General features: G+C 35.9%; 10 protein-coding genes. 3 read left to right on the forward strand and 7 right to left on the reverse strand.

Going from position 1 to position 12,237, the window contains the following annotated elements; all coding sequences use genetic code 11:
• Positions 1–4: 4 nt before the first annotated feature.
• From B8977_RS00305 to B8977_RS00335, 7 genes are all read right to left on the reverse strand, one after another.
• Complete coding sequence (locus tag B8977_RS00305; protein ID WP_084015282.1) at positions 5–1,015, reverse strand: VWA domain-containing protein; 1,011 nt, start codon at positions 1,013–1,015, stop codon at positions 5–7.
• Positions 1,015–2,031, reverse strand: coding sequence for a VWA domain-containing protein (locus tag B8977_RS00310; protein WP_084015283.1), 1,017 nt, complete (start codon positions 2,029–2,031; stop codon positions 1,015–1,017). Before B8977_RS00310 ends, B8977_RS00305 begins: the two co-directional genes overlap by 1 nt.
• A complete protein-coding gene (locus tag B8977_RS00315; protein ID WP_084015284.1) occupies positions 2,031–3,029 on the reverse strand; it encodes a BatD family protein in 999 nt (332 codons plus the stop codon). Before B8977_RS00315 ends, B8977_RS00310 begins: the two co-directional genes overlap by 1 nt.
• The gene (locus tag B8977_RS00320; RefSeq protein WP_084015285.1) at positions 3,026–3,901 is read right to left on the reverse strand and encodes a DUF58 domain-containing protein; all 876 of its coding nucleotides are present in this window, start codon (positions 3,899–3,901) and stop codon (positions 3,026–3,028) included. Before B8977_RS00320 ends, B8977_RS00315 begins: the two co-directional genes overlap by 4 nt.
• 78 nt (positions 3,902–3,979) lie before the next feature.
• Positions 3,980–4,984 (reverse strand): AAA family ATPase, encoded by a 1,005-nt coding sequence (locus B8977_RS00325; RefSeq protein WP_084015286.1) that lies wholly within the window; start codon positions 4,982–4,984, stop codon positions 3,980–3,982.
• Between the two features lie 120 nt (positions 4,985–5,104).
• A complete protein-coding gene (locus B8977_RS00330) occupies positions 5,105–6,883 on the reverse strand; it encodes a hypothetical protein (RefSeq protein ID WP_084015287.1) in 1,779 nt (592 codons plus the stop codon).
• Positions 6,884–6,889: 6 nt separating this feature from the next.
• Positions 6,890–8,050 (reverse strand): ABC transporter ATP-binding protein, encoded by a 1,161-nt coding sequence (locus tag B8977_RS00335; protein WP_084015288.1) that lies wholly within the window; start codon positions 8,048–8,050, stop codon positions 6,890–6,892.
• Between the two features lie 109 nt (positions 8,051–8,159).
• Here B8977_RS00335 and B8977_RS00340 point away from each other — a divergent pair, with 109 nt between their 5' ends.
• The 3 genes from B8977_RS00340 (at position 8,160) to B8977_RS00350 (ending at position 12,001) form a co-directional block, all read left to right on the forward strand.
• On the forward strand, positions 8,160–9,464 hold the full coding sequence (locus B8977_RS00340; protein WP_084015289.1) for a helix-turn-helix domain-containing protein: 1,305 nt from the start codon (positions 8,160–8,162) through the stop codon (positions 9,462–9,464).
• Positions 9,464–10,600 carry a tetratricopeptide repeat protein gene (locus tag B8977_RS00345; RefSeq protein WP_084015290.1) on the forward strand — a complete coding sequence of 379 codons (1,137 nt, stop codon included), beginning with the start codon at positions 9,464–9,466 and terminating at the stop codon, positions 10,598–10,600. Before B8977_RS00340 ends, B8977_RS00345 begins: the two co-directional genes overlap by 1 nt.
• Positions 10,601–10,738: 138 nt before the next feature.
• Positions 10,739–12,001, forward strand: a complete 1,263-nt coding sequence (locus B8977_RS00350; protein ID WP_084015291.1) for a T9SS type A sorting domain-containing protein — start codon at positions 10,739–10,741, stop codon at positions 11,999–12,001.
• The last annotated feature ends 236 nt before the right edge of the window (positions 12,002–12,237 follow it).

Consider the following 12,237-nt stretch of genomic DNA (forward strand, 5'->3'; position numbering starts at 1 on the left):
AAAACTATTGCTTTTTGTTGTTAAAAAGTTTATGGTCAGTTGTTAAAGTATCTATAAATATAAGTAACAATCCCAACGCCAAAAACAGCTGAAAGATATGTTTTTTGTCTTTACGCATAGCAGTATCCTGGACATTTTTGTCTAAACTGTTCAAGTATCTGTGTAAATCTTCCAATCCGGCTTGTGTTTTATTGATTCTGATGTAAACTCCTGAAGAGGATTCCCCTAGCGACTTCATGGAAGATTCATCCAATTTCGAAATTACCGTTTCACCGTATCGGTCCATTTTGTATTCTTCAAAACCACCCATCTGAACGGGAATTGGACCGCCGGATTTGGTTCCGATTCCGAGCGTTGCGATGTGGATCTTATTACTTTTTGCCAAATCAATTGCTTTTGACAAACTCGATTCGTTGTCTTCTCCGTCCGAAAGAATGACCAATAATTTTCCGGTGCTTGGTGCACCCTGAAACAATTCTGAAGATTTCAGCAAAACATCCCCAAAATTGGTTCCCTGCTGTGAAATCAAATTGGTTTCAGCACTGTTTATGTAGGATTGAATTGCGCTGTAATCGTTTGTCAAAGGCGAAATCACATAAGCATCCGCCGCAAAAACAATCAATCCTACACGGTCACCGCCCAATTGCTGCACCGATTCGGAAATGATTTTTTTGGCTTTATCCAAACGGCTTGGAGCAACGTCCTGCGCGTCCATACTGTTTGACAAATCCAGAGCATACACGATGTCAATTCCTTCGCGTTTAACTTTTACTTCTTCCTCTCCAAAAAGCGGATCCATCAAGGCAATGACCAAAAATAAAATTCCAACTGAAGTCAAGATTATTTTGAATCGGAAACGGTTGTTAGAAGTTTGAGGAAAAATGGAATTAATTAAATTGGAGTCGGCAAAATTTTCTCTTGTTTTGATTCTCCATTTATAAACATGAATTGCCAATCCGATAAATAAAATCAGGAAAGTTAACCAAGCGATATTTTCAAAACTGCCCCAATCCATCAGGTTAATTCTTTGAATATAGTTTTACGTAAAATCAACTCTAAAAACAAAAAGATTAATCCAAAAGTGAGGAATTTCCCGAACAATTCTGTGTAATTGTAATATTTAATTTCATTGATTTCAGTTTTTTCCAAGCGGTCAATTTGTTTATAAATTTCTTCCAAGGATTGGTTGTCAGTCGCTCTGAAATATTCTCCTCCGGTTTCTGAAGCAATGTGTTCCAACAAAGGTTCGTCAATTTCCACAGGCTGCATGTCGAAAATTAATTCACCCGTAAAAAAATCTCTTCTCGTCGGAAACGGTGCCATTCCATTGGTTCCAACCCCGATTGTATAAACTTTTATGTCTTTTTCTACAGCGATTTGCGCAGCTGCTTCCGGCGAAACATACATCAAATCGTTGGCATAATCAATCGATTCAACCCCATCTGTAATTAATATTACAATTTTACTGGTTGCTTTGCTGTCTTTCAAATGATTAATCGCCGTTGCAAGTCCCACTCCGATGGCGGTTCCATCTTCTAATTCTCCTGTTTGCAACTGACGGATTTCATTTACCAAAACACGATGGTCTGTGGTCAACGGAACTTTTGCGATGGCTTCTCCCGAATAAGCAACCAAACCAATTCTGTCCGTAGGACGATGCACTGAAAAATTTTCCGCGACTTCTTTCAAAGCCTCCAGTCGATCTGGCTTCAAATCGCGCGCAAGCATACTGAGCGAAGTATCAACGACCATCAAAATATCGACACCTTTGTCAGATTTAACAGTGGAACTGATTTCAACGATTTGCGGACGCGCCAGTGCAACGATGAACAATCCAATCGCAATCAACCTCAAAAGAAATAGCAATGGTTTTAATTTTGATAAAAAACTTTCTCCACCGGAAAAGGCTTTCAAGGAAGAAATTTTCATTGCAGGCTGTGGTCTTCTGTTTTTAATCCGGATGAAAATAATCAAAGGAATGATCAGCAGAAATAGCAACAGCCACGGATTTTGAAACTCGAAATTTCCCATTACTTTAATTTTCTAAATTTTTCATTGGGTTTTATTTCGGGAACGGTATTGTCTTCCAATTCCAAAGGTTTGATTTTTTCAATCAAATCTTCCGCCCACTTTCTGTAAAAAGAGTGCTTATACTCGTCAGGTTCCGATTTTGCAAATTTTACCAAATCCGAATCGTATAAAAATTCTTTTAATTTCTCTAAATCGTTTTTGTCTAAATGAGTAGTTTTCCTGAAATATTCAATCAAATCGTCCGATAATAACTCAAGCGAAGAAAAGGTGTAAACGCAACCGATATACCTGCGCAAAGTATAAGACAAATCTGAATAAAACGGATAAATTTGTTCTTTTTCCAGGTATTTTTTCTTGTCAATGTTTTTCAAAGATTCCATCGCTTCTTCGTAAGGCGTTTTGATGTTATAAGATTTCTCGTCTTTTCGTTTTTTATCACGAAGAAATAAAATCAAAACAATCAATAACGCAATGAGAACAATCGCTCCCACCACAAAATAAACCCAATATTTGGCCCAATAATCTTTCCACGTATATTCTTCATCCATGATGGGTTTGATGGGAAATCCACCCAGATTCGCAGAATCAATTTTTACCTCATCGACCTTGATTTGAAAGGAAGCGGAAAGCAAAGTATCATCGTTTATAATCACCGGAAACGAACGAATCAGAAAATCTCCCGGGTCGAAACTCGTAATCGATAAATGTTGGACCAATCTTTTCTTTTCCCCATCTAAAACGGTATCGATTTTTTGGTCGAGAATTTCGATGTGAAAACTCAATGTATCTTGGAATTGAGGAAGTTGAATTTTATCTTTTGAATTAAGGGGAACGCTTAATGTATATTGAATCGGTTCACCAATTTTGATACGTGTAGTATCGATTTCTGTTTTGACTTGACCGAAAGAGAAAATAGAAACAAGGCAAAAGGCAAAAGGCAAAAGGCAATAAAACCTCCAACAACCAATAACCAGCAACCAACGACCAATAACCATCATTTCACAGAATGTTTTTTGAAATAATTCAACAAAGGTTTGATATAATCTTCATCGGTTCGAATGTTCAGATTTCCTGCGCCGGAAAGATTAAAATTCTTTTCGAAATTTAATTTTGCCAAAGCATAAAATTCTTCATAATTCTTTCTCACAGCAGGTGAAGAAGTATTGATCAATCGTTTTTCTCCGGTTTCATTGTCCTGAATTGTAACCAATCCAATATTTGGGAAAAAGGTTTCTTTTTCGTCATAAATTCTGATTCCGGTGATGTCATGTTTTTTAGCGGCAATTTTCAGATTGCGTTCATAATTTCCTGCATCTACAAAATCAGAAAGCACAAAAACATTGGCTTTTCGTTTGAAAGAATTCATCAAAAATTCCAATGCTTTTTCAAAATTTGTAGCTTTATTTTTCGGTTCAAAATTCACCAGTTCACGTATGATTCTGAGCACGTGTTTTTTTCCTTTTTTGGGCGGAATGAACAATTCCACTTCTTCCGAAAAAAGAATTAATCCGACTTTATCATTGTAAGTAATTGCCGAGAAAGCCAGAGTCGCACAGATTTCCGCAACCGTTTCTGATTTCAATTGTTTGCGCGTTCCGAAATTTTCCGAAGCACTGATATCGACCATCAAAATCATCGTTAATTCGCGTTCTTCTTCAAAGATTTTAACATAAGGCTCGTTGAAATGCGCGGTTTTGTTCCAGTCGATATTTCGGACGTCATCGCCATATTGGTACGGACGGATTTCAGAAAAAATCATCCCACGACCTTTGAATGAACTATGGTATTCGCCCATAAAAAGATTGTTGGCTTTACGACGGCTTTTAAGCTCGATTCGTTTTACTTTTTTAATGATTTCTTTTGTGTCCAAAGCAGGTTTTGAGTTTCAAGTTCAAAGTTTCAAGTTGTGATACTTAATACTTTGTACATTCATACATTATACAGAATTTTAAGGAATTGGAACTGCGTTTAAAATTTCGTCGATGATCTGATCTGCATTGATGCTTTCCGCTTCCGCTTCATAACTCAATCCGATTCTGTGGCGCAAAACATCTTTGCTCATGGCACGTACATCTTCCGGAATTACATAAGCACGTCGTCTCAAAAACGCATAAACTCTTGCTGCCAAAGCTAAATTGATGCTTCCGCGTGGTGAAGCGCCAAACGAAATCAAAGGTTTCAGTTTTGACAAACCAAATTCTTCCGGATTTCTGGTGGCAGATATGATATCGAGAATGTATTTTTCAATTTTTTGATCCATGTAAACTTTCTTCACCATGTCTCTGGAACTTAGAATTTCTTGCAATGAAATCACTTTTTCAACTTTATGAAAAGTATCGTCGATGCTGTTGCGAAGTACCATTTGTTCGGCTTCACGTGACGGGTAAGTAATCACAGTTTTCAACATGAAACGGTCAACTTGGGCTTCCGGCAAAGGATAAGTTCCTTCCTGTTCCACCGGATTTTGCGTAGCCAAAACCAAAAATGGATTTTCGAGCTTGTAGGTTTCATCACCGATGGTCACTTGTTTTTCCTGCATCGCTTCCAATAATGCGGACTGCACTTTTGCAGGAGAACGGTTGATCTCATCGGCCAATACGAAATTGGCGAAAATTGGTCCTTTTTTGATTTTGAAATCATTTTCTTTGATGTTGTAAATCAAAGTTCCCACGACATCTGCAGGCAACAGATCTGGTGTGAACTGAATGCGTGAAAATGCACCATCAACGGCATCGGAAAGGGTTTTGATTACCAAAGTTTTTGCCAGTCCGGGAACGCCTTCCAGCAAAATATGACCATTAGCCAAAAGCCCTATCAAAAGGCTTTCTACCATTTTTTCCTGTCCGATTACTTTTTTGTTGATTTCAGTGGAAAGCCGATGGATGGCATGGCTTTCTCTTTCGATTTCTTGACTGATTTGTTTTATATCTAACGAAGTTGTTTCAGTTTGCATTGTCTGGTTTCAATTAAGCACGCTAAGTTGAACAAATTAAACAAATTAATGCGCTAATTTATTGATAGAAATTTGTTAAAGTTTGTTAATCAAAAAATCTTATTGACAGCTTATAAACCGTTATTCTTCGGGCATTGCTTTCCATTTTTTGATTGCAGGAATGATTAAAATTAAGAATAAAAACACTAAAACCAAATTGATGGAAAGAATTAATTCAGAGTGATCATTCATCCATTCTATATGCGGATGTCTATTAAAAAGTGTAACATTTTCTGATTGAGACAAATAAACAGGATATTTCCATTCCAGGTAAATTCTATATAGTCCCAGTAAAATTGGAAATATAAATCCAAACGTCCAAATGCTCCAAATAAAATTAACACCTGTAATCAGTTTTCTCTTGCCACACAAAATACCTGAAGATGCTAAAATAAAAAACAGAAAGATAAATGACAAAACCAAGATGAGCGCATAGGTTTCATTGATTGTTGAAAAAAGCATTCCAAATGCAAAATAAAGGCAGAAGTAAACAAAAAAGACGACAATAGATCCTACAACTGAAATAACCCATGTACGCATTGTTGTAATTCTAAATGTATAAACGAGTAATGAGATTCCTAATGCGATATAGAGAACTATTAAATAACTGTATGAGTCTATAACCCCTGATTTGGCTTCTATTATAGTTTTTAGGGATCTTTCCATATCTGCCTGAGCAAAATAATCTTTTTTGTAACGTTTGTGGTCATTGTCATCATACCTCGAAGGTGAAGTTAATTCATAATCAACAAAATAATAAGGAGGATTGTAAACATAATCTATCCACTTCTTGTCTTTGAACCTATAGCCAACCTCATATTCATCTGCCAGTTTTTGATAGTTATTTAATAAAGCTTGAATTTCTGTTTTTTGATCTTCATTTAATAATTTGAATACTTGTTTTGCATATGTATTATCTGTTTTGGTAGAATCAAAAGGATTAACGACCACTCCACAATAATTATAAATACTGTTTAAATTATAGTATTGATAAGTACTTGATCCAGCAGAGTATACAACATCTGAAGCCGTCTCAGAAACATCTTCTACAACAATATGTTCTTCATAATATCCATTATAATTATCTCTTTTGACAAATGGTTCATTTGTTTTGTAATCCTGAGTTGATCTCCAAGCTTTCCGTTTCGGAAAGCTTCTTATCAAAACATCTTCAAATTCATCATTTTTGTACAGAGGATAGAAAATGCTATCCGGAAATTTATGATAGTTGATAGTGTCCTCTGCAGCATAATCTACAACATTTCTTTTAAATTCTTTCGAAACATGCAATTTCAGAACTTCATCCTTGGAAACAAGCGAATCAAAAGCTGGAACATCTACACAACGATTTGATTGTGAATAAAAATAAGAAGTTCGATAATCATTTCCATAATAAGAAGATTGCAGTGCAAATGCGGCAGCTAAATTGGTGAGATCAATTTCTTTTTCCAATTGCTCAGTTGTTTTCAGTCCGGAAACGCGGATCTGTAATCCTTTGGTATAAGAAAAGTACTGCGTAATACACAAAAGTGAAATCAGAAATATTATCAAAAATTCTTTGAAGAGAGATAATTTACTTTTAGGATAATGGAACTTAAATGCGTTTTGTTTGAAATATTGATTCATCCAAAGAATCAAAATCAAAATCGAAAGCAAAATCCCAATCCATACAAAACCCGATTCCAAATAGCTGTCAAACAAATCAGAATCATGTAAATCAACAGCAGAAAAATAAGCAAAAAATCCAATCACAAAAAATCCAATATGCATCAACCCCATAATCAGAAGCATCCAAACAAGTCGCGTGTTCCAAACCAAAGGATGGTTTTCGAGTAAATATTTATTTAATTTTTTAATCATCTTGAATTAATTTATAAAAAAACGACGGCTTGAATTTGAAATATCTCTGATGTAGGTCACAGGAATTTTCTCACTGCTCATCACTGCCATCACATCCTGAATCGATTTATCCTCTGCGAAATAAAGCACATAATTTCCACCGTTGAAATGCACTTTTACCAATCCGGCAGATTGCAATTGAAGTTGTAATTTTTCTCTTTCCGCAGAAGAATCCACTTCCAAAATCAAATATTTTTCGTTTTCAATTTCAGGCTGTATGGAACTGTCATTGACCAATTTTCCTTTGTCCAAAAAGATAATTTTGTCCGAAACTTTTTCCACTTCATACAATTGCTGCGAGCTCAAAACCACACCAAACGGATGAAGGAGAGAACTGGACAAATACCTCAAATCTTCCAAAATGATTTGCTGGGCCAAAATGTCAAGGTTTGCCAAAGGCTCATCCAGCAGCAAAACCTCCGGTTTTCGAAGCAAAGTCCGAGCAAGTTCAAAACGCATTTTATATCCGGAAGAAAGACGGTTCCAGTTCAAATCTTTGTACGGCCAAAGTCCCATTCGCGCCAGCATCGTTTGCGCCAGGTAAAAATTATCTTCACCCGTAATTCCGTGCGTGGTAAGCGTAAACTGAAGGTTGTCCATCAATCCGCCGCGAAGAACTTCAATCCTTTGTGGAATGTAAACCAATCGCGTTTGTAAATCGTATGAATTTTTATATGGCGTCGAAAAGTGATAATCAATCTTCCCCGAATCAGGTTGCAATTCACCGCCCAAAGCGCGGAGCAAAGTCGTTTTACCATTTCCGTTTTCACCCACTAAGCCGACGATTTCGCTTTTCTGAACCGAAACATCTAACGGGCCCAATTTGAATCCGCCTTTTGAATAAGATTTCGAAATGCCTTTCGCCAAAATGAGTGGCTGCGCAGACAAATCTTTCGCCGGAGTTCCTGCATTTCTGATTTTGAGGATGAGTCCTTGCGCCTTTTGGTTTTCTGCAGCCGTATCGGGTTGAGCTTTGTATTTCCATTCCGTGAATTCAATCATGTCTTTCAAAATACTTGTTTTTCCCGTATCCAAAGCGGAGTCTATCATTCTCCGAAATCCCAGCGAAACATCACCATTTTGGTAATGTTGTGAAACTTCCGAAAGTCTGTTTTCAAATATGTCCATAAAAATGTAATTCGATTAAAACTATGAAAATTAATAATATAAACTCTAACTGCCTGCGCTTATTTTAGAGAATCAAAACTCGTATATTTGTTGGAATGATGTATAAATCGTGAACAAATTTTGTTTGATTTTGATTTTATTTGCTTTCGGTTCTCTGGTTTTCTCTCAAACCACAGAGTCCGGCAGGTTGTTGCAACAAGCATTTGAAACCGTTTATTCCAATCCTGAAGAAGCATTGAAAGTTGCACAGCACATTATAAAATCTCCCGAAAATAACCACCAAAAAGCAGAAGCATTTCTATTGAGCTCGCAGGCTCACTACGCAAAAGGAAATTATGACCAGTCTTTGTCAGACGCATTTGAAGCAAGAAATCTTTCTGTTGGAAAAAAGGGGGAAAAGACTTTTGAGCAAAGCACATTTATAATTTCCGAGATACTTCATTTTCTTCAGTTGAATAGCGAAGCGGATAAACTATTAGCTGAAATTTCAGGAGAAATTAAATCCCATAAAAATTCATCTGAAATTAATTCACTCATTTCAACAGGTGATAATTTTTTTCAGGAAAAGAAAAATGATTCTTCCATCCTAGTTTTTCAAAATGCGCTTTTGATTGCTAAAAAACTAAATAATCCATTTCTGCAACAGGAAATCCATCAGAAGCTTTCAGCCAATTTTCTTTCATTAGACAACAAAAAAGAATACCATGCACACAACCAAGAAGCTGTTGCATTGCGAAATGTAACGACAAGGATGGAAAATAATGCATCTAATACTGCGCACCAGCTCATCAATCAAGAAAAAGACAATGAGTTATTAAAAACCAAAAATCAATTTTCAACTTCACTCTGGATTGTTTTGTCAGTAACGGTTTTGTTGATTTTGATTAAAATCATTCTAGTCATCAGAAACCACAACAAACTGAAAACCTATTCAACACTTCTCAATTATTTAAACAAAGAAAAACCAAAGGAAAAAGAAGTTCCCGCTGTCGAAGAAATTACAAATGAAATGCCTCGGACCACGACAATCCTGAAAGAAAGTGAAAACCAGATTTTACAAGGGTTGTTAAAATTTGAATCTTCCAAAAGGTTTACCAGCAAAGAAATGTCGTTAGGAATGCTTGCGGTGCAACTCAATACCAACACTAAATATCTTTCAGAAATCATCAACCGCCACAAAGAAAAAAATTTTAACTCATATATCAACGAGTTAAGAATTAATTACATAACAGAAAAAATAAAAACCGAACCTAATTATCTCAATTACAAAGTGAGTTATCTCGCTGAAGAGTGCGGATTTGCATCTCACAGTACATTTACGACAGTTTTCAAATCAGTTGTTGGTGTTTCACCGATAACATTTGTGGAATTTGTAAGGAAGGAAATTTCAACCGAAAAAGAAATTCTTGTGTGATGAAATTTAAGTTTAAAACATATAATTTCATTTTATTTCTTGGATTAATTTTTTCCCAGATTTCCTTTGCACAAAAAGTTTCGGACGAAGAATACAATGCGGCGACGCTCAATGTTTATGATGATCCTGATAAAACTATTGAAGTGGGAATCCGTATGTTTGAAACCAGCAGAGACAAACCAAAAAGACAAATCAATGCACTTTTGTTGCTTTCAAATGCTTATTCGTCGAAACGCGAATATGAAAAATCCCTCGATTATGCTATCAAAGCCAGAGAATTAAGCAAGAAAAGTAATGATGCACGCTCTGAAATTGCCGTTCTCAACAAGATAGCCGCGCAGTATCATCAGCTCGGAATAAATGATAAAGCACTTCAATATTTAGACGAATCCGACCAAATAATTGCCACTTATCCGTACCAGGACTCAGTTCAAATGGTCATCGGAAATAATCATGGAGTCCGCGGTTTTATATACCGCGACCAGCTCAGTTGTGATATTGCTATTGATTATTTCAACCGTTCGATTAATCAATACAAAAAAGATATGGGTAACAATAAAACGCTGGCAAATATGAGTGTTGTTACTTATAACAAAGGAAACTGCTTCGTGACATTGGGACAAATGGATTCGGCGAAAATTACCCTTCAACAATCTCTAAATCTTGCTATCAGAGCCGAAGCAAAAAGCCTTGAAGCCTTTTCCAGAAAAGGACTTGCAGAGGTTTATACTTTGCAGGGAAATTACAATGATGCAATTTCTGAATTGAATAAGGCATTGGAAATTTCAAAAAATGTGGGCGATTTGGTTCTCAATCAGGGAATTTATAAAGGTTTTGCTGATAATTATCTCGCTATCAATAATTGGGAAGAATACCAAAAATATTACGATAAATACCTGGAGACTGAAGCCCAAAATAAAACAGAAGAAAGGAAAACTATCAGTGTTTCTTTAGCGAAACATTCAGAAGAAATTAAGTCAGAAATTAAAGATTTGGAAATCAAATTTGGGATCGGATTTTTTGTCCTTATTGTTGTCATTTTAGCAATGATAGTTTTGATAATTTTTGGGCAAATAAGGTTTCAGAAACAGTTTAATGCCCTCAAATCACAGTTGAAATTCTCCCAAAGAGATTAAACTTATTTGACTTAATAAATGTCTATAAGTCAATGTTTTGTATTTTATTTTCCTTTCAGAATTTCATGAAATTCAAAAACCATTTTCTTTTTTCTAAAGGAATTTCATTCTAATTTTACTTCATATAAAATAACAACAATGAAAAAAATTTCTTCTTTAAAAAATGCACTTTTGCTTGGTACAATTTCCTTAGGTGCTTTTGTGTCGGCACAAGTTAAGTTAAATGAATTGACAGATTTCGGTACGAGTATTTATGACATCAACAATGACGGAAAAGGTGTACATGGAAATGGGTATTATGATTTTACTACAAACTCATCCTCATCTACAGAAACGGGAGTAGTACAGACCGTTGAGATTACCAATTCAGGTCAGGTTTTAGGATTGATGGCAGATGAAAGCGGGGAGATTTTTATTCCGGCATTAAAAAATAACGGAGCATGGGCACCACTTGCCAATATGGGCGATGGTTTTACATATACGCTTTATGCAATTTCTGAAAATGGAATGTACGTAGTGGGACAAACGGATTGGACTGTTGAAACAGGAGCTTGGGGATTTATTTACAATACACAAACAGAAACTTTAAAAGTTTTAGACAGCCCTTTGTATGAGTATGGGGCTGCTTACGGCGTAAACAACGAAGGTATTGCAGTAGGCTGGGTAGATGATCTTCCTTCGGGAACAGTGAGAATGCCGGCTTATTTTGATGAAGAAGGAAATATAACCTTAATCAGTGAAGCTTACGGTGAAGCAAGTAACATCAATGACAACAACGAAATCGTGGGAAGCTTAGAAGGCGTTCCATTCCTTTATAAAATTGCTGGTGAAGAGCTTACAACTTACGAAATACCGTCTGATTATCTTTCAGCGGCCTTCGCTGACATCTCTGATAATGGTATCGCAGTTGGTTATGCTGAAACTTTCATAGAAGGACAAGGAGGGCTTAGAAATCCAATCATCTTTCATCCAAACTTAGGAGCTCAGCCAATCTTCTTGGCAGACTTTTTAAATGATCATGACATAGATACTTCTACATTTGACGGCATTGGTTACAAAATCTCTTCAGATGGAAAATACATCGCAGGCTGGATCAGCGGACCTGCATTCATGGCAACGGGATGGGCAGTTTATCTGGATGATGCTGTAATGAGCGTTTCAGATTTGAATACTTCAGATTTAACTTTCTATCCAAATCCGGTAAAAGATATTTTGAATTTAAATTCAAAATCACAAATTCAAAAGGTTTCAGTTTATAATTTAGCAGGTCAGCAGGTAATGAGCAAAGTGAACTTATCGAATGCACAACTAGATGTCACATCCCTTTCACCGGGCGTATATGTATTTAGGGTGACGCTTGAAGGAGGTCAGCTCGAAACCTTTAAAATCATTAAGAAATAAATCTAGCGAGAGTTAAATAAAAATATTTAATAGTTAAAGGCATCCTTTTTAGGGTGCCTTTTTCATTATAAAGAGATAAAAAAGCATTATTTGCTTTACAAATTCGTGAATAAGAAAAGAACAAAAAAATAGAATAACAAGGATAGAATTTTTTAACTTTTAGAATAATTAATAAACTAAAAATTAAATAGTTATAAAAATAATTACTCTCTCTGTTTTCAGGAAATTAGGGATGC

Origin of the sequence: Moheibacter sediminis (genome assembly GCF_900176425.1) — a bacterium.
Lineage (GTDB): Bacteria > Bacteroidota > Bacteroidia > Flavobacteriales > Weeksellaceae > Moheibacter > Moheibacter sediminis.

What these genes read in the sequence shown, in the direction of transcription:
- B8977_RS00305 (WP_084015282.1), bottom strand. Translation starts at nt 1,015, where the DNA reads ATGGATTGGGGCAGTTTTGAAAATATCGCTTGGTTAACTTTCCTGATT.
- B8977_RS00310 (WP_084015283.1), bottom strand. Translation starts at nt 2,031, where the DNA reads ATGGGAAATTTCGAGTTTCAAAATCCGTGGCTGTTGCTATTTCTGCTG.
- B8977_RS00315 (WP_084015284.1), bottom strand. Translation starts at nt 3,029, where the DNA reads ATGATGGTTATTGGTCGTTGGTTGCTGGTTATTGGTTGTTGGAGGTTT.
- B8977_RS00325 (WP_084015286.1), bottom strand. Translation starts at nt 4,984, where the DNA reads ATGCAAACTGAAACAACTTCGTTAGATATAAAACAAATCAGTCAAGAA.
- B8977_RS00330 (WP_084015287.1), bottom strand. Translation starts at nt 6,883, where the DNA reads ATGATTAAAAAATTAAATAAATATTTACTCGAAAACCATCCTTTGGTT.
- B8977_RS00335 (WP_084015288.1), bottom strand. Translation starts at nt 8,050, where the DNA reads ATGGACATATTTGAAAACAGACTTTCGGAAGTTTCACAACATTACCAA.
- B8977_RS00345 (WP_084015290.1), top strand. Translation starts at nt 9,464, where the DNA reads ATGAAATTTAAGTTTAAAACATATAATTTCATTTTATTTCTTGGATTA.
- B8977_RS00350 (WP_084015291.1), top strand. Translation starts at nt 10,739, where the DNA reads ATGAAAAAAATTTCTTCTTTAAAAAATGCACTTTTGCTTGGTACAATT.